Source organism: Paractinoplanes polyasparticus (genome assembly GCF_019710575.1).
GTDB lineage: Bacteria > Actinomycetota > Actinomycetes > Mycobacteriales > Micromonosporaceae > Actinoplanes > Actinoplanes polyasparticus.
This window is the reverse complement of record NZ_JAHWFK010000005.1, coordinates 273,749-294,919: the sequence shown is the minus strand read 5'-3', so window position 1 is coordinate 294,919 and position 21,171 is coordinate 273,749. Positions and strand designations below refer to the sequence as shown.

The window sequence follows — 21,171 nt, the reverse complement described above, 5'->3', positions numbered from 1 at the left end:
AGTACGATTCACGATCGCGTCACATTAGGGCAGCGTGCCGAGAAACCGCAACGGTGCATCGATGGAAGGAAGAAGCCAGTGGCCGACGGGAGCCTCCGCGCGCGACCGGAGTTCTGGCCGGTCACGTTGCTGAGCGTCGCCCTGGTCACCGTGCTCGGCGGATGGAGCGCCGTCACCTATCTCGAACGCACCCGCAGCGACCCCGGCTGCGCCGAGCGGATCACGCTGCGGGTCGCCGCGACGCCGAGCATCGCCGGCGCGGCCCGGACGGTCGCCGAGCGGCTGGCCGCCCGCGAGACCTGTCTGACCGTCCTCGTCGACGCCCGGGATTCGGCCGACGTCCTGCGTGACCTGTCCCGGGACACGTCCCCGTCAGCGGCGTCGCCGTCTTCCTCGGCGCCGGCCGTGTCGCCGGCGCCCGACGTGTGGCTGCCCGAATCGACGCTCTGGTTGCGACGGGCCCGCGCGGCCGGCGCGTTCCAGGTTCCGGCCGAGGGCGTCTCGGTAGCCACCACCCCGGTCGTGCTGGCCCTGGACAGCGCCTCGGCCACCCGGCTGAGCCGCAGCGGCGACCTGAGCTGGGTCAAGCTGGTCGGTGGGACCAAGGCGCCGGTGCCGGTCGCGCTGCCCGACCCGGCGACCAGCCCGCTCGGCTTCGCGGCGCTGGTCGGCATCCGGGCTCTGGCCGCGAAGACGCAGCCGGCCGATGCCGCCGCCGGCGCGGCGGCCATCATGCGCCGCCTCGCCCCGAACACCCTGTCGGTCACCGGGGAGAGCCCGGCTGCTCCACCCGGGTCGCGCGCGATGATCAGCACCGAGTTGTCCGTACTGGGCGGCGTCGGCCAGGTCGCGCTCTACCCGCCGGCCGCGCTGCCCGGCCCCGACTATCCGTACGCGGTGCTCGGCTCCGGCGACGAGCAGACGGGCGCCACGGCCTTCCTGCGCGCGCTGCTCGCCGCCGAGGGCGCACGGACGTTGACCGAAAGCGGACTGCGCACGCCGTCCGGAGCGGCCCCGGCCGGCATTCCGGCCGCCACCCGGATCCGTAAGGTGGTCTACCCGCCCGCGCGGCTGCCCGACGAAGCCGCCGCGACCGACCTGCTCAACGCCTGGGGAGGAGTGCACATCAGCGCCCGGATGCTCGCCGTCTTCGACATCTCCGGCTCGATGGCCGCGCAGGTGCCCGGCTCCACGGCGACGCGGCTGTCGGCCACAGTGGAGGCCGCCCAGGGCGGCGCCCAGCTGCTGCTGGGCACCACCGAGATCGGCATCTGGGAGTTCTCGACCAACCTCGAGGCCGGGCGCGACTACCGCGAGATGGTGCCGGTCGGGCCGGTCGGCCCGCGACGCGCGCAGATCGTCGCGGAACTGGGCCGGATGCGGGTCAAAGCGAACGGCGGGACCGGGCTCTACGACACCACCCTGGCCGCCTATCGCGACGCCACCCGCAACTGGACCCCGGGCCGGATCAACATGGTCCTGATTCTCACCGACGGGCGCGACGACGACCCGCGCGGCATCAAGCGCGCCGTGCTGCTGCGCGAGCTGGGCGAGCTGGCCGACCGCAAGCGCCCGGTGCCGATCCTGTTCATCGGCGTCGGCCCCGAGATCGACAAGGACGAGCTGCAGCAGATCGCGGGCGCCACCGGCGGCCGGGTGGCGCTGACCAAGGAGCCGTCCGGCATCCGCCAGATCTTCTTCACCGCGCTGGCCGAGTTCAGCTGCCTGCCGCCGAAGTGCCGCCGATGACGGCGGCCGTCGACCGGCGGCGGCCCCTGGCCGTCAGCGCCGGCGCCCTGCTCCTGGTGGTTCTCGCGTTCCTGCAGCGCCCGGGCCGCACCACTTTCGACACCAAGCTCGACCTGGCCGAGAACCCGATCGGGTTCATGGCCCGCTCGCTGCACCTGTGGAACCCGTGGGCCACCTCGGGCGAGCTTCAGCAGCAGGCGTACGGCTACCTGTTCCCGATGGGCCCGTTCTTCGCGGCCGGCGACCTGCTCGGCGTCCCGCCCTGGATCACCCAGCGGGTCTGGTGCGCGTTGCTGTTCTGCGCCGCCTACTTCGGCGTGCTCCTGCTGGCCCGGGCCATGGGGATCGGCTCGGACGCGGGCCGGATCGTCGGCGCCCTGGCGTACGCGCTGGCGCCGCGGATGCTGACCGAGATCGGGCCGCTGTCCTCGGAGATGCTGCCGGTCGTCGTCCTGCCCTGGGTGATGCTGCCGCTGGTGTCCGTGCACCGGATCGGATCCGCGCGGCGGGCAGCCGCGCTCTCCGCCCTGGCCGTGGTCTTCATGGGCGGCATCAACGCCGCCGCCGTGGTGATGGCCCTCGTCCTGCCCGGCGTCTATCTGCTCACCCGGCCCTGGAACCGGCGCCTGTTCGCGCTGATCGGCTGGTGGGCGCTGTTCGTCACGCTGGCCAGCCTGTGGTGGATCATCCCGCTGTTCCTGTTCGGCCAGTACAGCTTGCCTTTCCTCGACTACATCGAGTCGTCCGCCACCACCACGGCGATCACGTCGCTGTTCCAGGCGATCCGCGGCACCAACCAGTGGAGCGGCTACATCGTCCAGGGCGAGCCGTGGTGGCCGGCCGGCTGGATGCTGGTCGACCGGCCGGTGCTGATGGCCGCGACAGCCGTGGTCGCCGCGGTCGGCCTCCTCGGCCTGGCGTTGCGCGGCCTGCCCGAGCGGCGCTTCCTGGTGCTGGGCACACTGACCGGCCTGACCCTGCTGACCATGGGCTACGTCGGCACGATGGACAGCCCGTTCGCGCCGCTGATGCGCGACCTGCTCGACGGCCCGCTCGCCCCGCTGCGCAACGTCCACAAGTTCGAGCCGGTGCTGCGGCTGCCGATCGTGCTCGGCCTGGCCTACGCGGCGAGCCGGGTGCTCGCCCTGCCCCGCCTGCGTCTGCGGTTGCCGGCCGCTCCGGTGGTGGCCGCGCTGCTGCTGGCCGCGATCGCCCCGGCCTGGCTGTTCGTGCTCCGCCCGGGGCCGGGCTGGACCGAGGTCCCCGGCTACTGGAATCAGGCCACCACGTGGCTGCACGAGCAGGACGCCCAGGCCCGCACCCTGGTCGTGCCCGGATCCGGGTTCGCCCAGCACTCCTGGGGCCGCACGGTCGACGAGCCGATCCAGCCGCTGGCCGAGGCCCCCTGGTCGACCCGGCACCAGATCCCGCTCGGCTCCGAGGGCAACATCCGGGTCATGGACACCGTCGAGCAGGTGCTCGCGCAGGGCCGCGGCTCGCCCGCCCTGGCCGACTTCCTGGCCCGCTCCGGCTACCGCTACCTGCTCGTCCGCCACGACCTCGACCGCGCGGCCTCCGGCGCCCCGCCCATCGCCGTGGTGCGCCGGGCGGTCACCGGCTCACCCGGCCTCGTTCCGGCGGCCACGTTCGGGCCTCCGGTCGGCGCGGCCGGCCCGGCGCCCAGTCCGGTGGACGCCGGCCTCTCGGCGCCGGCCATCGAGATCTTCCAGGTGGACCGCCCGGTGTCCACCGTGTCGGCCACCGCGGTCAAGGACGTGCCGACGGTCAGCGGTGGGCCGGAATCGCTGCTCGGCGTGCTCGAACAGGGCCTGATCAGCGGCGACCGGCCGGCCGTGCTGGCCGGCGACTCCGCGGCCGCCGGCTTCGACGGGCCGCGGATCGTCACGGACGGCCTGCGGCGGCGCGAGCTCAACATCGGCCGGATGCGCGACAACGTCAGCCAGACCCTGACCGCGGACGAGAAGACCCGGCAGGGGCGGGTGCGCAGCGACCTGTTGCCGTTCGACGCCGAGGGCCACCAGACGGTCGCGGCCTACCAGGGTGTCCGCTCGGTCCGGGCGTCCAGCAGCGAGAGCTTCGCGGACTCGTTCGGCCCCAGCGACCCGTCCGGGCTGCCGTTCGCGGCCCTCGACGGCGACCGGTCGACGGCGTGGCGTTCCGACGCGTACCAACGGCCTGTGGGGCAGTGGCTCGAAGTGGTGCTGGAGACGCCGCAGCGGGTCACCGAGGTGACCGTCGACTTCGCCGACGACCTGCGGATCGCGGCCCCGGTCGCGGCGGTGCGGCTGACCACCGACCAGGGCGTGGTGGACCGCCTCGTGCCGGCCGGCCCGGGCGCTCACAAGCTCTCGACGCTGCCCGGTCTCACCACGACCGTGCGGGTCACCGTGCTGGCTCTGCAGCCGGGGTACGAGGGCGCCGTGGCTCTGCGCGAGCTGGGTCTGCCCGGCCTGGCCGCCCAGCGTGGCCTGCGGGTACCGTCCGACGTCCCGGCCGGCGCGGCGGCGGTCTACGCGTTCGAGCGGTCGCCGCAGCAGCGGGGCTCCTGCTATCCCGCCGGCGGCGCCGTCCGCTGTGACCAGTTCCTGGCCCGCTCCGGCGAGGAGCCGCTCGGCATCGACCGGTTCTTCACGACCACCGCCAACGGCGCCTACGACCTGCGCCTGACCGCCCGTCCGCGGCCCGGCGGCACCCTGCCGCTGAACCGCAAGGTTTCCGCTTCGGCGTCGTCCGTGCTGACCGGCGACGTCACGGTCGGCGCGCACGCGGCGGTCGACGGCGACCCGGCCACGGCCTGGCTCGCCGAGCCCACCGACGACACCCCGGTACTGCGGCTGTCCTGGGGCGCGGCCCGCCGGCTGGACCGGGTCCGGCTCGTCGTCCCGGCCGTCCCGGCCGCCGCCCGGCCCACCCAGGTGCTGATCACCACGCCGGGCCGGGACACGGTGGCCGGCGTCGGCGCCGACGGCTGGGTGCGCTTCCCGGCCGTCACCACGAAGCAGCTACGCATCACGATCACCGGCACCCAGGGGGTCGTGGCCGACACCCGCGGCAACAGCTGGCCCGCGCCGGCCGGGCTGGCGGAGGTCGAGGCGCCGGCCCTGAGCGGCCTGATGCCCCCGGCCACCGACGGCACCCCGCTGCTCGCCCGGTGCGGCAGCGGACCGGGCGTCGAGATCGACGGGGTGGCGTACCCGACGTCGGTCGCCGGCACGCTGGGCGACGTCCGGGCCGGACGCGCCCTGAAGGTCACGGTGTGCGACGACTTCGTGAGCGAGTCCGTGCCGCTCGCGGCGGGGGAGCACCGCCTGCGGACGGTGCCGTCGGCGGCGTACGTGGTGGACACGGCGACCCTGGCCCGGGGCCGGACCACGCCCGTGACCACGCGGCCGGTCGAAGCGACCCGGTGGCAGCCGACCGAGCGGAACGTCACGGTCGGCGGCGGCGCGGAGTCGCTGCTGCTCGTGCACGAGAACTTCAACGCGGGCTGGACGGCCACGTTGGACGGGCAGCAGCTGCGCGCCGTCCGGGTCGACGGCTGGCAGCAGGCGTTCGTGGTCCCGGCCGGCAACGGCGGCGCGGTGGCGCTCGAGTTCACGCCGGACCGCCCGTACCGCCTCGGCCTCGCCGCCGGCGCCGCCTGCATCCTGCTCGTTCTGCTGATGGCGCTGTTGCCGGTGCGCAAGCGGCGGCCCGGGCCCGCCGGGTCGCCGCCGGCCTGGATGTTCTGCGGCGTGCCGGGCAGGGGCGGATGGATCGTCGTGCCGCTCATGCTGCTGGTCGTCGTGCTGGGCGGAGTGGCCGGCGCGGCCCTGCTGCTGGCCGCGCTGATCGTGCGCCAGCTGCGCCCGGGCGCGTTGCCCGGCCTCGCCTTCGCCGCCGCGGGCGCGGGCCTCGCGGTCGCCGTCGGTGGTCGCCTGCTCGGGCACGGGCAGGAATGGGCGTACGGCGCCTGGGTGCAGGTCGCGATGCTGGCAGCGGTCTGCGCGGTGGCGGCGACCACCGCCCCGACGACCCACCGGACGATCCGGGCGGCAGCGGCACCAGCAGCGACCACGGCACCGGACGAGGACTCGGAGGAACCAGGTGGCAGTGCGCAGAGCAACGGTGGATCGGACGACCCCGCACGGGACGACCCCGCACCGGGCGACGATGAGCCGGTCGATCTCTCTGTTCCGCGCGTTCCTGGTGGAGCAGTCCGACCCTGACCGTTTCTACTCGGAGCTCGCCGTCGACTCGGTGCGCCAGCTCGGGTCCTATGTCGACCTCGACGGCGCCCGGGTGCTCGACGTGGGCGGCGGGCCGGGGTACTTCGGCAACGAGTTCGACAAGGCCGGGGCGACCTACCACGGCATCGACCCGGCGGTCGGCGACTTCGCGGCGGCCGGGGCCGAGGTGCGCGGCATGGTCCGCGGCAGCGGCACGGCCCTGCCGATCCGGACCGGCGCGGTCGACGTCTGCTACTCGTCCAACGTCCTCGAGCACGTCCCCACCCCGGAGGCGATGCTGGACGAGATGGTGCGGGTGACCCGTCCCGGCGGCACCATCTTCGTGTCGTACACGCCGTGGCTGTCCCCGCACGGCGGCCACGAGACCGGACCGTGGCACCTGTTGCTCGGCGGCGCGGGCGCCCGTCGCCGCTACCTGCGCCGCAACGGCCGGGAGCCCAAGAACCGCATCGGCGAGACACTCTTCGCGATCAGCGCGGCGCGCAGCATGCGCTGGGCGCGGGCGGCCCGGCGCGCCGGGGACGTGACCGTCGTCGATGTGCTGCCCCGGTATCATCCGCGCGGGATGTGCTGGGTGGCCCGCGTGCCGCTCCTGCGCGAGGTGCTGACCTGGAACTTCACCGTCGTTCTGCGACGCACCGGACCGGCCGAATAATTTGTGCTCAGGAAGTTGCCCGCCAGGGGTCGCTTCCGGATGTGACTCAGTAGTAACCTTCCGCCAACTCCGATGTGACTCAGCAGTAACTTTCTCCCCACACCCATCCCTCACCACCTCTCGTGGAGGCACTATGAGGTCCCGCGTCCTCGGCGCCGCGCTCTTCGGTCTCGGCGTCCTGGCGTTGGTTTTCGCCGGCGGCCTGGCCTTCGTCGTGGCGCCCACAGTGGAGCAACTGCCCTACGACCTGAAGCCCACCCAGTCGGTCGCCGTGGCCCCCAACGCGCGCTTCCTGCAGATCACCGCCGGCAAGGCCGAAGTCGTCGAGGGCGTCGAACTGCGCTCGACGATCACCGTGACCCCGGACGCGAAGGCCACCTCGGCCCTCAGCGACCCGCTCGACGGTGAGGCCGTGGTCTGGCTCGTCGGCCAGCAGGTCGTGCGGACCGACACCAACGCCCTGATCAGCGCGTACAGCACGTCCTTGGCCCTCGACCGGCAGACCGCGGCGGCCCAGCCGTGGGACAAGGCGTGGCTCGACACCGGCAACAACCAGGAGTCGATCGCGTACTCCGGCCAGATCTACAAGTTCCCCTTCGGCACCGAGAAGAAGGACTACGAGATCTACGACCGGGACATCCTCAAGACCGTGCCGGCCAAGTTCGTCAAGACCCAGCAGATCGAGGGCCTGGAGACGTACCAGTTCACCCAGGAGATCCGCGACGAGATCCAGGAGCTCCCGGCCGACCGGCTCACCGTGCTGACCTCGCAGCTGCTCAAGGGTGGCGCGACCGGCAAGGTCCACTACAACAACACCCGTACGGTCTGGGTCGAGCCCGCCACCGGCCAGTACCTCAAGGTCGAGGAGAAGCAGAGCAAGAGCCTGGTCAGCGACGACGGCCAGTCCGTCTCGATCCTCGACGCGACCTTCACCTACACCGACGACACGATCAAGAACGCGGCCGAGACCTCCGGCGACAACCGCCAGAAGCTCCAGCTCGTCGGCGTCTGGGCCCCGATCGGCCTGGCCGTCCTCGGCGCCGTCCTGATCATCGCCGCGCTCTTCCTGCTCAACCGCCGCCAGACTGCTCCCGCAGCCCCGGCCCCGAAGCACAACCCGCGCCACTCGGCGTCCGGCGCCGCCGACGACACCACCGCCGAGGTCGACACCAACGACGACACCACCGTCGACACCAGCAAGACCTCCGCCCAGAAGGCGGAGTAGCGACGCGTTCCACGACGCTCCGGTCCCCGCTCTGGTGGACCGGAGCGTTCTGCGTAGATCGCGAGCCGTACTGTATGCGGGTCCAGGTCCGCGATCTTCGATGGGTTGAGCTGATGAAGAGCCCGCTGCGCCCGGGCGACCCGGCGTCGCTGGGCGGCTACCGACTGCTGGCCCGGCTCGGCGAGGGCGGCATGGGGTCGGTGTTCCTCGGCCGGCGGGACGACGGGCCGCTGGTCGCCATCAAGATGATCAAGCCTGAGTACGCTCACGACGAGGAGTTCCGCGGCCGGTTCCGCAGCGAGGTGAAGCGCGCGTGGCAGGTGCCGCCGTTCTGCACCGCCGCGGTTGTCGACGCCGACCCCGACTACCGGACGCCGTACCTGGTCGTGGAGTACGTCGACGGTCCCAGCCTGGACGAGGTGGTCAGCCACGAGGGTCCGCTGGCCGACAGCCGCCTGCACGGTGTGGCCGTCGGGGTGGCCACGGCGCTGACCGCGATCCACGGGGCCGGCGTGATCCACCGGGATCTCAAGCCGCAGAACGTGTTGTTCGCGCTGGGCACGCCGAAGGTGATCGACTTCGGGATCGCCCGCGCGCTCGAGGTGACCAGTCAGCACACGCATCCCGATCAGATGGTCGGCACGGTCGCGTACATGGCGCCGGAACGGTTCGACGGCGATCACCGGGACATCACGCCGGCGGCTGACGTGTTCGCGTGGGGCGCGGTCATCGCGTACGCCGGCACCGGGCGCACCCCCTTCCGGGCCGACTCACCGGTCGCCACCGCCGCTCGGATCCTGACCCAGCCGCCGGATCTGACCGGTCTCACCGGGCCGCTGGCCGATCTGGTGGCGCTCGCGCTGTCCAAGGCCCCGGAGGATCGGCCGACCGCGCACGAATTGCTCAACCTGCTGCTCGCCCAGAACACCGGCTCCGGCGCGATCGGCCGTCCGCTGCGGGAAGCCGCCGAAGCGGCCCAGCTTTCCGGCCGCCATGTCTCCGGCGCCGGCCTGCGCCCCGAACGGCGGGGCGGCCGCCGCCGCACCTGGGCGATCATCGCCGCCGCCACCGCGGTGACCCTGCTCGCGGCCGGCGTCGGCCTGTTCAGCCGCCAGGACCTCGAGCCCGCGGCTCAGCCGCCGCCGGCGCTGACCACCATGCCGGTGCCGGGGGCGGTGCGGGGCCCGTGGGTGGTCGACGCTCTCGACCGGCCGGGGCAGTGGCGGGCCTCCACCGACGACTACGGTGGCCGCTGCTCGTTCAAGAACGGCCTGGCCATGACCACCCCCAGTTTCGCGATGGTGTGCCCGGGCACGACCCGGAGCTTCGCCGGTGACCAGTCGATCTCCGTCGACGTCAGTCTCGACAACGCCCGGTCCTGTGCCGAGGTCCAGTTCCGCTCCGCGGGCGACAGTTCCTACTGGCTCGACCTCTGCCCGCGGGTCATCCGGATCCGTCACGAGGGCGCCGTCCGGAACACCATGGTCGGCTCGGCCGAACAAGCCCTGTTCGCCCCCGGTAAGCGGCGCGCCGTGGTGCTGAGCCTTCGCGACGAGGTCGCGTCGGTCTCGGTCGACGGCGCTGTCGTGCTCGAGCGGAAGCTGACCGATCCGAGCCTGCCGGCCGGCAAGGTGGCCTTCGGCGTGGGCCCGACCGACGAGGCGAAGGACCAGGACGCCCTGGCCGGCGCCCACGTCACCCGGGCCGAGATCAGGCCGATCGAGGCTGCGGTCCCGTCGTCCGCCGGGACGGTGCCCCCCTTCACCGACGTCCGGCGGGGAAACACCAAGTCGATCGTCAAGGTGCACGGGTACTACCCGAAGGCGAGATCCGTCGTGGTGGAGCCGGTGCTGTTCATGACCGGTGACGAGTACTGCGACACCTTCAAGGTCAAGTCCACGTCGGACGCCCCCTGCGAGCAGGCCTGGCTGACCGAGGACAGCCGCATGGTCGTGACCCTGCCGACCGCGGCCCGCCCCGGACTCACCAGCACGTTCGACGACCCGGGGCGCTGCGCGGAAGACCCGGTCACCGTCGGCACCTGCGCCATCGCCCCCGAGAAGCTGGCCCAGCGGCTCGGTGACAACGGCCTGGTCGAGGTGACCACGACCAACGGCACCGTCACCGCGATGGCCGAAGTCTACGTCCCCTGACCCCTCACCTCAGGCCACGCCGGCGAAGGTGAGCAGGTCCGTCATCGTGAACGTACTGTCCGCGGGGCCGTCGCGGCGGGGAAGGTCCGGCGCCCATCCGCCCTCGACGTTAGGCGATCCGGTGCTGCAGGTGCCGCTCGAGGTTGCGACCGGCCAGCGACCGCAGGCTGTCGTCGGGACCGACGAGGCCGGGACCCACCGGCAGGTCGAACAGCGGTGACGAGAGGAACGTGTCGATCCGCTTGTTCCTCCGGACCTTGTCGATGACCTTCCCGCTGTCGGCCTCGACGATTTTGGTGCCGAAGTCGAAGAACGTGTCCCACTCGACGAACCGGCGCGCGGACCGGCGTCCGCCACGCAGGTCGTTCGGGTCCGCCTCGCGCGCGTCGACCCGGGGTCGAAGGTCAGGTCGTGGTCGATGAACGTGAACCCGACCGTCATGTCAGCGTTGGTGTTGTCCGGGTTGCGGAAGGGCGGCCGGGTGCGGGGTGTCTCCTCGTCGTTGGCGGCCAGCGGGTTGACGACGGTGACGCGAGGGTCGCATCGGTGCCATCCGGAGATCAGCGTACGGTCGGCCCGGCCGCGCCGATACCGATGCGGCCGGGAGTCGGAAAGGCGGCTCGACGCCGGCCGTCTCAGGGCTGCAGGAGGGCTCTGATCTCGTCGGCCTCGGGAATGCCGAGGGCGGTGAACAGGGTCAGGGCCTGCTGGTAGTGCTCGCGCGCCCGCTCGTGGTCGCCGAGGGCGCGGTGGGCGTGGCCCAGTCCCGCGTGGGCGACGCCCTGCTCGTCGGGCATGTCGACGTCGATCGCCGTGGTCAGGGCCTCGGCGTGGTGGGCGAGCGCGTCGGCCGTGCGCCCGGCGGCCAGGGCGGCCTCGCCGAGACCGTTGAGCGACCCGATCTCGCCGCCCTTGTTGCCGAGCTCGCGGAAGAGGGCCAGCGCCGGCTCGAAGTAGCTGATGGCCTGGGCGGGCTGACGGAGGCGGTTGTACAGCAGGCCGAGGCTGTCGAGCGCCCCGGCCTCGTTGTTGCGGTTGCCGAGCTGCCGGAACAGGACCAGCGCCTGCTGCAGGTGGTCGGCGGCGGCTTCGTGCCGGCCCGCCCGCGTCTCGACGTCGCCGAGAATGTTGAGCGCCTGGGCCTGGCCGTGCCGGTTTCCGGTCTGCCGGTCGAGCGCCAGGGCCTGCTCGCAATGGTCGATCGCCTCGGGCAGGCGGCCCATCCGCTCCAGCACGAGGGCGAGGCCGCTGAGCATGGTGGCCTCGCCGTAGCGGTCGCCGGCCGCCCGGTACATCGCGAGCGCCTGCTGCTTGTAGTCGAGGGCGTCGGGGTAGCGGCCCACCCACTGCATGACCGTGGCCAGATCGTAGAGAGCGGCCGCCTGGCCGGCGTCGTCCCCGGTCCGGCGGAACAGCTCCAGGGACTCCTCGAGGTCGTCGGTGGCCCGCTTCGGCGAGCCCAGCCGCCGGTGGGCGACGCCGAGGCCGTTGAGGGCATGCGCCTGGCCGGTGAGATCGCCGGCGGCCCGGGCGGCCCGCAGCGCGTGGCCGTGCACGGTCAGGGCATCGCCGTGGTGGCCGCCCTTCAGGTAGCGCGACAGGGTCCGCGCCAGGCGGACGGCATGGGCCGGCGAATCGTGCGTGACCGCGACCAGGGTCGGCCGCTCGGTGTCCAACCAGGCCAGAGCCGTGCCGGGATCATCCAGGACGGGCCCCGGGGCGGCGGTCGGAGGCAGGGGCGGCCGCTGGTCGGCCTCGGCCGGGTGCAGCGTGTTCATGGCCGCCCCGGCGGTGGCCAGGTAGAAGTCGAACAACCGGGTCAGGGCCGCGCGCCGGGCGGCCGGCGAGTCCTCGTCGTGCGCGCGGTCGGCGGCGTAGGCGCGGACCAGGTCGTGGAAGGTGTAGCGCCCCGGGCCGCTCGGCTGCAGCAGGTGGTCGTCGAGGAGCTGGTCGAGCCGGATGGCCGCGGCGGCCGGGTCGGTGCCGGTCAGGGCGCCCACGGCGTACGCGTCGAAATCCTGCCCCGGATGCAGCGCCGCCAGCCGCAGCAGGTGCTGCCGGTCGGCCGGCTGATCCTGATAGGACAGGTCGAGCGCCAGCTCGACCCCGGACTCCAGGCGGCGGTCCCGGTGGCGGTCGTCCAGCCGGTCGGCGTGGTCGGACGACGTCCAGTCCGGGAAGGCGCGGATATGACCGGCGACCAGGCTCAACGCCAGCGGCAGGTGCCCGCAGCGGGCGGCGATGCGGCTCAGCGCCTCCGCGTCCGTGCCCACGCCCGAGCCCCGCAGGAAGGTCTCGGCCTCCTCGGGAGTGAACACGTCGACGGTGAGCGCGGTGGCGGACGGCAGCCCGGACAGGGTCCGCCGGCTCGTGATGAGCGCCAGACAGCCCGCGGTGTCCGGCAGCAACGGCCTGACCTGCTCGACCGTGGCCGCGTTGTCCAGCACCACCAACGTACGGGTGCCGGCCAGCAGGCCGCGGTAGGCCGAGGCGCGGGCGTCCAGCCCGTACGGAATCCTGTGGCCCGACACGCCGAGCACCCGCAGGAAGCCGTCGAGCACCGCCGCCGGGTCGGCCGGTGGCTGTGCCGGGCCGGGGTGGAAGCCGCGGAGATTGACGAACAACACCCGGTCGAACCGTTCGTCCCGGAGCAGCAGATGGCCGGCGTGCACGGCGAGCTGGGTCTTGCCGACACCGGCCATCCCGGCGATGGCCGAGATCACCACCGCGCCGCCGTCCTGCCGGGCCTCCTCCAGCGCGCGGCGCAGCCGGTCCAGCTCGTACGTGCGGCCGGTGAACTCGGCCAGGTCCTGCGGCAGGGCGTCCTGCACGCGGACCTGCGACCCGGCGTCGATCTCGGCGTCGACCGCCCGCAGCGCCTGCCGCCATTGATCCACGTACCCCCGGTCCGGGTGCAACGCCTCGACGACGGCCACGACGAGGGCGGTGTTCAGTCGCCGCCGCCCGGCCCGGAAGCAGTCGGCCACGGTGGATTTGCTGGTCAGCTCGCTTGCCGGCCGGCCCGCCGCGGTCCGGGCCGCGTTCACCCGGTTCTTGATCGTGTCGTAGGACGGGTCGCCGGCCCAAACCTTGAGCAGCCGCAGCCGTTCGGCCACGTCGTCGAGGCTGCCGGCCTGAGCCGGATCGGGCAGCGCGGCGAACGCCTCGTGCGGCATCGATCACCTCATTGACATGTCCGAATCTCCAGCCGCCTCGACCCTAGCTCGCCAGCGCCTCGGTCGGGGTCAGGCGGGCCGCCCGCACCGCCGGGTAGAGACCCGCGACCACGCCGACCAGGACGGTCGCGGCCAGGCCGCCGGCTGGAGCCCAGAGCGGCAGCGCCACCGGCCAGGCGCGCCACCATGACCAGGCCGCCGTGACGAGGGCTCCGACGGCCGCCCCGGCCAGGCCGCCGGCCGTGGCCAGCAGCAGCGACTCCGTCAGGAACTGCTGGCACACGTGCCATCCGGTGGCACCGAGAGCGCGGCGCAGACCGATCTCGCCGCGACGTTCCAGCACCGAGATGACCATCGTGTTGGCCACGCCCACCCCGCCGACCAGCAGGGCCACGGCGCCCAGCCCGAGCAGCAGGCCGTTGAGCGCGGCGTCGGTGGCCCGGGCCGCGGCCAGCGCGTCGGACGGACGGGACACCTTGACCTCGTTGGGCGCGGCCGGGTTGACCGTGGCGCCGAGCACGCGCCGCACCTGCTCGACGGCCGCCTCGTCGGATCTCGTGTAGACCGTGGTCGGGTGGCCGTCGAAGCCCAGCAACGACGTGGCCGTGGTCCAGTCGACCAGGGCCGCCGAGTCGATCTCGGGCGCCAGCGGTGACGACGTCAGCATTCCCACCACCGAGAACCACTGCCCTCCCAGCCACACCCGTCCGCCCGGGGCCCGGACGCCGAGCCGGTCGGCCGCGCCGGCGCCGAGGACAACCGTGGGGGCGCCCGGCCTGGTGGCGGTGAGCCACCGTCCCCGGGCCGTGCCGATCCCGAGCGCCGGCAGCAGATCGGGCCGGGCGGCCAGCACGCTGATGCTGCCGTGCTCGGCGACCGGGACGAACTCGTTGCGGTAGACGCGCGCGGTCAGCTTCGCGGTGGCGCTGACTGTCCGGACCGCGGCGATGCGCCGGACCATGGCGAGCGACTCCGGGGGCAGGGACGCCTGTTCGCCGGTCAGGGTCTGGCCGGGCGCGGCGGTGAGCAGGTTGGTGCCGAGCGCGGCCAGCGCCCGGTCCAGGCCGGCCCGGCTGGACGCCGAGAGACCGACCACGGCCAGCATCGCCGCGATGCCGATGGCTATCCCGGCTGCCGACAGCACCATCCGCAGCGGCCGTGCGCGCAGGCCCGCCGCCCCGAGCCGCAACACATCGGAGCCGGCCAGCCGGGCCGGACGCAGGCGGGCCGTCATGCGGCGACCAGCCTTCCGTCGCGCAGGGCCACCCGGCGGGGGAGGGCGGCGGCGATGTCGCGGTCGTGGGTGATGACGACCGTGGTCGTGCCGGCCCGGTGCAGATCGTGCAGCAGGTCCATGACCACCGCGCCCGACGCCGAGTCGAGGTTGCCGGTCGGCTCGTCGGCCAGCAGCAGCGCGGGACCGGCCACCACCGCGCGGGCGATCGCCACCCGTTGCCGCTCGCCGCCGGACATCTCGTGCGGCCGGTGGTGGGCGCGGTGGATCAGGCCGACCCGCTCCAGGGCGGCAGCCGCGCGGGAGCGGCGCTCGCGGCGCCGCACGCCCGCATAGAGCAGGCCGTCGGCCACGTTGTCCAGAGCGGACACCCCGGCCGCCAGGTGGAACTGCTGGAACACGAAGCCGACGGTGCGGGCCCGCAGCGCGCTCAGCGACCGGTCGGGCAGGGCGTCGACGTCGTGGCCGGCGATCCGCACGGTGCCGGCGGACGGACGGTCGAGCGCCCCGAGCAGGTGCAGCATCGTCGACTTGCCGGACCCGGACGGTCCGACCACGGCCAGCAACTCGCCCGGTGACACCGACAGCGACACGTCGTCCAGGGCGGTCACCCCGCCCGGATAGACCTTGCGGACGTTGCTCATCGTGATCACGTGGGCATCCCGACTGTCGTGCCCGCGGCCAGCCCGTCGCCGCGCACCTCGACCTTGCCCCCGGCGAACAACCCCACTTCGACCGGTACGAACCTCCGCGCGCCGCCCTCGACCACCTCCACGCCGTAGCCGCCCTCGGCCAGCGCGACCAGCGCGGCGACCGGGACGGTGAGCACGTTCCGGCGTTGCTCGCTGACGTAGGTCGCGGTGACCGGCCCCTCGCGCAGCTTCCCCAGCGCGGCCGCGGAGGTCAGCGCCACCGTCACCGGGATCGTGGGCTCATCGCCGGACTCCGGCGGTGAGGCCTTGGCGCCGATGGATGCCACGGCGCCGGGAGTCCGCCTGCCGTCGGGCAGCGTGATCGTGACCTTGACGCCGGGCCGCGCCCACCCCGCCCCGCCGGCCTCGACGTCGACCGTGACCACTGATTCCGCCCCCGTGTACTCGAGCACCTCGCCGGTCGCCGCCGCGCCCGGCCGGACCGGGAGCGCGGCCACCCGGATCGCGCCGTCCGCGACGACAGCCACGACGGGTCCACCATGCCGGTCTCCTCCCGTCCCAGGTGCTTCTGCCAGCGGCGGACGGCCCGGGCAGTCAGCCCGGTGTATTCGTCGTCGACCGTGAAACCGGCGTACCCGAGGTCGCGCAGGTTGCGCTCCAGCAGGGCGACGTCCGGGCCCTCGGCGCCGGGCCGCAGCTCCCGGTACATCGGCAACACTCCGTGGAGCAGAACGACGGGCAGGTTGTCGGCACGCAACACGGGCTCGCCCCGCTCGATCGTGTCGCCGACCCGGGGCAGCCACGTGACCGTGCCGGGCGCCTTGGCGATGATCGGCACCTGTTCGCCGTACCCGAGCTCGCCGTCGACCGTGACCGATCCGGACAGGGTCTCGCGGCGGACCGTGGCCGTCGCACCGGCCGCCGGGGGAGCGGAGTCGGCCGGGCCGCCCCTGCTCCGGAACGCGACCACCGGAGCCACGGCCAGCACCGCCACGGCCGCGGTGGCGCCGGCGATGATCCGGCGTCGCATCACCGGGCCCTCGTCAGGGGGACTACGCCGCCGCACTTCTCGCCCGCCGCGGCCATCTTCTTCACATCGACGGTCTCCTCGGAGAGCGCCACCGCGCCCGTTTCCGGATCCGGGTCGGGAAAGTCCGGCATTCCGTTCTCCCGCATGCATTTCGACAGCGCTCGCGCCCTCTCCAGGTCCTCGGCCGAGACCTTCTGCGGTTCGCCGCCGGCGCCGCCCGGAATCAGGTCACGGCATTTCTCGATCGCCGCATCCATCTTCTTCAGCTCGGGCGAGCCGGCCTTCATGGCCGGGACGCCCAGCGCCCCGTCACCGTTCGGGTCGGGCATGTCGACCCCGTTCGCGCGCATGCATTTCGCGTACGCCCGCAATTGGCTCTTCTCATCGGCCGGCGAGGCCGACGGAACCGGCGCCGCGTCCCTCCCGGGCAGGGAACAGCCGGCCAGGGCAAGGCTCAGCACCGTCAGGGGCACGAGGATTCGTCTCATGCGGCCCAGCACACCGAGGCGCTCGTAAGATCATCATCAGCGCGGACGCTTACAGAATTCTTATAGCCGGACCGGTAACCATGTCCGGATGCGTGTGCTGATCGCCGAGGACGAGATCATGATGGCGGAGGCGATCGCCGAGGGGCTGCGGCTCCAGGCGCTCGCCGTGGACACCGTGCACGACGGTGGCGCGGCCCTCCAGCGGCTCTCGGTCAACGAGTACGACGTCCTGGTGCTCGACCGGGATCTGCCCGGCGTGCACGGCGACGACGTGTGCCGGGCGGTCGCGGGCGGCGACGTCCGCATCCTGATGCTCACGGCCGCCGGCGAGCTCGCCGACCGGGTCGGCGGGCTGGGCCTGGGCGCGGACGACTACCTGGCCAAGCCGTTCGCCTTCGCCGAGCTGGTGGCCCGGGTACGCGCGCTGGGCCGCCGGGCCCGGCCCGCGGCGCCGCCGGTGCTGGAACGTTCCGGCCTGCGCCTGGACACCGCCCACCACGAGGTGTTCCGGGACGGCCGGGTGGTCGGGCTCTCCCGCAAGGAGTTCGCGGTGCTCGAGGAGTTGCTGCGGGCCGACGGCGCCGTGGTCAGCGCCGAGCAGTTGCTGGAACGGGCCTGGGACGAGCACACCGACCCGTTCACCAACGTCGTGCGGGTGACCATGATGACGCTGCGCCGCAAACTCGGCCCGCCTACGGTGGTCGAGACCGTCACCGGCGTCGGGTACCAGATCCGATGAGCCACCGCTGGACCGTCCGCCTGCGCCTGACCGTCCTCTACGGTGGCCTCTTCGTGCTGGCCGGGGCGGCTCTGCTGACCATCACCTACCTGCTGCTGGGGCAAGCGCTCAACCGGCAGCCGGTCAGCGCGTCGGCCGTGCTGGCGATCGCCCACGCGCCGGCGGGCACGTCGTCAGTCGCGGCGCAGCTCACCGCCCCGGTGTCCGGGCAGATCGACCTGGCGCGGAGCACCGAGGTGGCGCGCGACCTCCAGTCGGACTTCCGGGCGGCCACCCTGACGTCGCTGCTCCAGCAGGGCGGCCTGGCCCTGGCCGGGGTGGCGGTCGCCGGCGTGGCGGCGGCCTGGTTCGCGGCCGGGCGGACGCTACGCCCGATCGCCGAGATCACCGCGACCGCGCGCCGGGTCGCCGGCCGCAGCCTGCACGAGCGGATCGGCCTGACCGGGCCCCGCGACGAACTGCGCCGGCTCGCCGACACGTTCGACGACATGCTCGCGCGGCTGGACACGGCGTTCGCGTCGCAACGCCGGTTCGCCGCCAACGCGTCGCACGAGCTGCGGACCCCGCTGGCCATCAACCGCACCCTGATCGAGGTCGCGCTGTCGCACCCCGATGCCTCGCCCGACGTGCGCCGGCTCGGCGAGACGCTGCTCGTCGTCAACGCCCGGCACGAACGGCTGATCGACGGCCTGCTGCTGCTGGCCCGGGGCGACCAGGAACTGGCCGACCCGATTCCGGTCGACCTCGCGGCCGTCACCGAGCACGTGGTCACCCTGGTCCCGGCCGGTCCGGTGACGATGACCGTCACCACCGCGCCGTCGCCCATGACGGGCGACCCGGTGCTGCTGGAGCGCCTGGTGCAGAACCTGGTCGAGAACGCGGTCGCCTACAACGTCGCCGGCGGCTCGGTCACCGTGAGCTGCGCGCCGGGCGAGCTGACCGTGACCAACACCGGCCCGGTGATCGCCGCCTTCGAGATCCCGCGCCTGTTCGAGCCGTTCCAGCGCCTGACCGATCGGGTCGGCTCGGCCACCGGCACGGGCCTGGGCCTGTCGATCGTCCGAGCGGTGGCTCGCGCCCACGGCGGCACGGCGACCGCGGCTCCCGGCCCGTCGGGTGGGCTGACGGTGCGCGTCACCTTCGACTGAGCCGGCCGTCGATCTTGTGGCTGTGCCGTGCCTCCGCTGCGGCCCGGCTGCCGGCGGCCTGGCGTTCAGGTCCCCGGCTCACGCTTTTCGCCGCCGGGTGGCGAGGTACCGCCTTACGCCGCCGGTTCGCGTTCGCGCTGCTAGGTGACGAGGTACCGCCTCACGCCGCCGGTTCGCGTTCGCGCTGCTAGGTGACGAGATACTGCCTCAGGCTGCCGGTTCGCGTTCGCGCTGGCGGGTGACGAGGTAGCCGAAGGCGGCGGCGGTGAAGAACATGACGATGCCGTACACGGCGGCCGGTACGGCCATCTCGGTGTTGTTCAGCAAAGCGGGGCTGATCGCGATCGTGATGGCCAGGGTGCTGTTGTGGATGCCGATCTCCATGCCGACGGCGATCGACTCGCGGCGGCCGACGCCGGCCAGGCGGGGCGCGCCGTACCCGATGACCAGGCTGACCACGTTGAAGATGAGGACCGCCACGCCCACGGCCACGAAGTAGTCCGCGATGTTGTCGCGCTCCCGCAGCACCGTGCCGGCGATGACCGCGACCAGCACGACGACGGACACGATCTTCACGGGCCGGGCCAGGCGGTCGGCCAGGCCGGGGAACCTCGCGCGCAGTGCCATGCCCAGGGCAACCGGCAGCAGCACGATCGCGAAGACCTGGAGCACCTTGTCGAACTGGAGGCCCAGGGACGCGGCGTCGCCGAGAAAGTGTGCCGCCGAGAGGTTCACGATGATCGGCAGCGTGACGACCGCCAGCACCGAGTTGACGGCGGTGAGGGTCACGTTGAGGGCGACGTGCCCGCCGAACAGGTGACTGTAGAGGTTGGCCGTGGTGCCGCCGGGCGAAGCCGCGAGCAGCATCATGCCGACGGCCGGAGCGGGCGGCAGGTCGAGCGCGACCACCAGGGCGAAGCAGAGCGCGGGCAGCAGCAGCACCTGGCAGCCGAGCGCGATCAGGGCGGCCCGGGGGTAGCTCACCACGCGCCGGAAGTCGGCCACCGTGAGCCCGAGGCCCAGGCCGAGCATGATGATGCCGAGCGCGACGGGCAGCCCGACGGTGGTCAATGGCGAGTCCATGGCGGTGCATTCTGCCGCAGCGCGCGCCGGGCTCCCATTGCCCGAACGGGCATCGACATTCGTTCATATTTGACAACGCCGCGTAACGCGCTCGAAACTTTGTGAGAGCGCTCCATCCCCCGCTCACCAGCGTGCGAAGCCCTAGCAGAAGGGCCTGTCCCATGACTGTCCGCACCCGTCTCCTGGCCGTCGCGACCGCGACTGTCGCCCTCATCGGCTCGGCCGCGATGGCTGTCTCCGCCAGCGCCGCCCTGCCCCCGCCGCCGAGCGGCTGGACCCAGGTCTGGGCCGACGACTTCACCGGCGGCGCCGGCACCCTGCCCAACGGCGCCAATTGGATCATCGACACCGGCACCAGCTACCCCGGCGGTCCGCCGCAGTGGGGCACCGGTGAGATCCAGACGTACACCAACAGCACCAGCAACGTCGCCCACGACGGCTCCGGCAACCTGCGCATCACGCCGCTGCGCAACGGTTCCGGTCAGTGGACGTCAGCGCGGATCGAGACGCAGCGCACCGACTTCAAGGCGCCGGCCAACGGGGTGCTGCGCATGGAGGGCCGCATCCAGATGCCGAACGTCACCGGCAACGCGGCGCTCGGCTACTGGCCCGCGTTCTGGGCGCTCGGCGCGCCCTACCGGGCCGACCGGTACAGCTGGCCGGCGATCGGCGAGTTCGACGTCATGGAGAACGTCAACGGCATCAACTCCGTCTGGGGCGTGCTGCACTGCGGCGTCAACCCGGGCGGGCCGTGCAACGAGACCAACGGCATCGGCGCCAGCCGGGCCTGCCCCGGCTCGACCTGCCAGGGCAACTTCCACACGTACGCCTTCGAATGGGACCGTAGCGTGTCGCCGAACCAGCTGCGGTGGTACGTGGACGGCCAGCAGTTCCACGCGGTGAACCAGAACCAGATCGGCGAGCCGCACTGGACCAACATGACCAGCCACGCCGGCTACCACATCCTGCTCAACGTCGCGATGGGTGGCGGCTTCCCGAACGGTGTGGCCGGCTTCGGCACGCCGACCGCAGCCACCGTGCCGGGTCACCCGATGCTGGTCGACTACGTCGCGGTCTACACCCGGGGCGGGGGCGGCACCACGCCGCCGACCACACCCCCGACGACGCCGCCGCCCGGGGGAGTCCGGGACGCGTACGCGCAAATTCAGGCCGAGTCGTTCAACGCCCAGTCCGGCGTGATCGTGGAAACGGCGAGTGAGGGCGGGCAGAACATCGGCGCGATCCGCTCCGGCGACTGGGTGCAGTTCAACAACGTCGAGTTCGGCTCGGGTGGCGTCCGGGACTTCGTGGCCCGGGTGGCCTCGGGGGCCGCGGCCGGCATCAGCGGCCTGGTCGAGGTGCGCGTCGACAGCCGCAGCAACGCGCCGATCGGCAGCTTCGCGCTCGGCAACACCGGCGGCTGGCAGAGCTGGCGGTCCGTGCCGGGCAACGTGTCGAACGTGTCCGGCCGGCAGACGGTGTTCCTGACCTTCACCAGCGGGCAGCCCAACGACTTCGTCAACGTGAACTGGATCCAGTTCCGCCGGTGACCCGTCGTTCGGTCGTCGTCCGCCGGTGACTTGTCGTT

General features: G+C 72.9%; 14 protein-coding genes and 1 pseudogene. 8 read left to right on the top strand and 7 right to left on the bottom strand.

Annotation, left to right across the window (positions count from 1 at the left end; all coding sequences use genetic code 11):
- Positions 1-78: 78 nt before the first annotated feature.
- The 5 genes from KXC43_RS08555 (at position 79) to KXC43_RS08535 (ending at position 10,032) form a co-directional block, all read left to right on the top strand.
- A complete protein-coding gene (locus KXC43_RS08555) occupies positions 79-1,749 on the top strand; it encodes a substrate-binding domain-containing protein (RefSeq protein ID WP_221375422.1) in 1,671 nt (556 codons plus the stop codon).
- On the top strand, positions 1,746-5,978 hold the full coding sequence (locus KXC43_RS08550; RefSeq protein ID WP_221375421.1) for an alpha-(1->3)-arabinofuranosyltransferase: 4,233 nt from the start codon (positions 1,746-1,748) through the stop codon (positions 5,976-5,978). The genes KXC43_RS08555 and KXC43_RS08550 overlap by 4 nt, the downstream gene beginning before the upstream one ends.
- Positions 5,923-6,654 (top strand): class I SAM-dependent methyltransferase, encoded by a 732-nt coding sequence (locus tag KXC43_RS08545; protein WP_221375420.1) that lies wholly within the window; start codon positions 5,923-5,925, stop codon positions 6,652-6,654. The genes KXC43_RS08550 and KXC43_RS08545 overlap by 56 nt, the downstream gene beginning before the upstream one ends.
- Positions 6,655-6,787: 133 nt before the next feature.
- A complete protein-coding gene (gene pgfA / locus KXC43_RS08540) occupies positions 6,788-7,879 on the top strand; it encodes a cell envelope lipid trafficking protein PgfA (RefSeq protein ID WP_221375419.1) in 1,092 nt (363 codons plus the stop codon).
- A gap of 113 nt (positions 7,880-7,992) precedes the next feature.
- A complete protein-coding gene (locus KXC43_RS08535) occupies positions 7,993-10,032 on the top strand; it encodes a serine/threonine protein kinase (protein ID WP_221375418.1) in 2,040 nt (679 codons plus the stop codon).
- A gap of 635 nt (positions 10,033-10,667) precedes the next feature.
- Here KXC43_RS08535 and KXC43_RS08530 read toward each other — a convergent pair.
- From KXC43_RS08530 to KXC43_RS08505, 6 genes and pseudogenes are all read right to left on the bottom strand, one after another.
- Positions 10,668-13,208: a tetratricopeptide repeat protein gene (locus KXC43_RS08530; protein ID WP_221375417.1), complete on the bottom strand. Its 2,541-nt coding sequence runs from the start codon at positions 13,206-13,208 to the stop codon at positions 10,668-10,670.
- Between the two features lie 43 nt (positions 13,209-13,251).
- Positions 13,252-14,442 (bottom strand): ABC transporter permease, encoded by a 1,191-nt coding sequence (locus KXC43_RS08525; RefSeq protein WP_221375416.1) that lies wholly within the window; start codon positions 14,440-14,442, stop codon positions 13,252-13,254.
- The gene (locus tag KXC43_RS08520; protein ID WP_255643763.1) at positions 14,439-15,086 is read right to left on the bottom strand and encodes an ABC transporter ATP-binding protein; all 648 of its coding nucleotides are present in this window, start codon (positions 15,084-15,086) and stop codon (positions 14,439-14,441) included. The genes KXC43_RS08525 and KXC43_RS08520 overlap by 4 nt, the downstream gene beginning before the upstream one ends.
- Positions 15,087-15,091: 5 nt before the next feature.
- Positions 15,092-15,622, bottom strand: coding sequence for an efflux RND transporter periplasmic adaptor subunit (locus KXC43_RS50655; protein WP_255643712.1), 531 nt, complete (start codon positions 15,620-15,622; stop codon positions 15,092-15,094).
- A gap of 59 nt (positions 15,623-15,681) precedes the next feature.
- Positions 15,682-15,804: pseudogene (locus KXC43_RS53205) on the bottom strand (peptidoglycan-binding domain-containing protein); the annotation flags it as partial.
- A gap of 320 nt (positions 15,805-16,124) precedes the next feature.
- On the bottom strand, positions 16,125-16,613 hold the full coding sequence (locus KXC43_RS08505) for a hypothetical protein (protein WP_221375412.1): 489 nt from the start codon (positions 16,611-16,613) through the stop codon (positions 16,125-16,127).
- A gap of 88 nt (positions 16,614-16,701) precedes the next feature.
- Here KXC43_RS08505 and KXC43_RS08500 point away from each other — a divergent pair, with 88 nt between their 5' ends.
- Both KXC43_RS08500 and KXC43_RS08495 read left to right on the top strand, forming a co-directional pair.
- Positions 16,702-17,352: a response regulator transcription factor gene (locus KXC43_RS08500; protein ID WP_221375411.1), complete on the top strand. Its 651-nt coding sequence runs from the start codon at positions 16,702-16,704 to the stop codon at positions 17,350-17,352.
- Positions 17,349-18,500 carry a sensor histidine kinase gene (locus KXC43_RS08495; protein ID WP_221375410.1) on the top strand — a complete coding sequence of 384 codons (1,152 nt, stop codon included), beginning with the start codon at positions 17,349-17,351 and terminating at the stop codon, positions 18,498-18,500. The genes KXC43_RS08500 and KXC43_RS08495 overlap by 4 nt, the downstream gene beginning before the upstream one ends.
- A 207-nt stretch (positions 18,501-18,707) precedes the next feature.
- Here the strand turns inward: KXC43_RS08495 and KXC43_RS08490 are convergent, their stop codons facing one another.
- Positions 18,708-19,583 (bottom strand): bile acid:sodium symporter family protein, encoded by an 876-nt coding sequence (locus KXC43_RS08490; RefSeq protein ID WP_221375409.1) that lies wholly within the window; start codon positions 19,581-19,583, stop codon positions 18,708-18,710.
- 161 nt (positions 19,584-19,744) lie between these two features.
- Between KXC43_RS08490 and KXC43_RS08485 the strand changes: the two genes are divergently transcribed.
- On the top strand, positions 19,745-21,133 hold the full coding sequence (locus KXC43_RS08485; RefSeq protein ID WP_221375408.1) for a carbohydrate-binding protein: 1,389 nt from the start codon (positions 19,745-19,747) through the stop codon (positions 21,131-21,133).
- Positions 21,134-21,171: the final 38 nt, after the last annotated feature.

Bases quoted from the DNA above. Each gene is read 5' to 3' on its own strand.
- KXC43_RS08535 (WP_221375418.1), top strand. From the start codon at position 7,993: ATGAAGAGCCCGCTGCGCCCGGGCGACCCGGCGTCGCTGGGCGGCTAC.
- KXC43_RS08530 (WP_221375417.1), bottom strand. From the start codon at position 13,208: ATGCCGCACGAGGCGTTCGCCGCGCTGCCCGATCCGGCTCAGGCCGGC.
- KXC43_RS08495 (WP_221375410.1), top strand. From the start codon at position 17,349: ATGAGCCACCGCTGGACCGTCCGCCTGCGCCTGACCGTCCTCTACGGT.
- KXC43_RS08500 (WP_221375411.1), top strand. From the start codon at position 16,702: ATGCGTGTGCTGATCGCCGAGGACGAGATCATGATGGCGGAGGCGATC.
- KXC43_RS08525 (WP_221375416.1), bottom strand. From the start codon at position 14,442: ATGACGGCCCGCCTGCGTCCGGCCCGGCTGGCCGGCTCCGATGTGTTG.
- KXC43_RS08505 (WP_221375412.1), bottom strand. From the start codon at position 16,613: ATGAGACGAATCCTCGTGCCCCTGACGGTGCTGAGCCTTGCCCTGGCC.
- KXC43_RS08490 (WP_221375409.1), bottom strand. From the start codon at position 19,583: ATGGACTCGCCATTGACCACCGTCGGGCTGCCCGTCGCGCTCGGCATC.
- pgfA (WP_221375419.1), top strand. From the start codon at position 6,788: ATGAGGTCCCGCGTCCTCGGCGCCGCGCTCTTCGGTCTCGGCGTCCTG.
- KXC43_RS08545 (WP_221375420.1), top strand. From the start codon at position 5,923: ATGAGCCGGTCGATCTCTCTGTTCCGCGCGTTCCTGGTGGAGCAGTCC.
- KXC43_RS08550 (WP_221375421.1), top strand. From the start codon at position 1,746: ATGACGGCGGCCGTCGACCGGCGGCGGCCCCTGGCCGTCAGCGCCGGC.
- KXC43_RS08520 (WP_255643763.1), bottom strand. From the start codon at position 15,086: ATGAGCAACGTCCGCAAGGTCTATCCGGGCGGGGTGACCGCCCTGGAC.
- KXC43_RS08485 (WP_221375408.1), top strand. From the start codon at position 19,745: ATGACTGTCCGCACCCGTCTCCTGGCCGTCGCGACCGCGACTGTCGCC.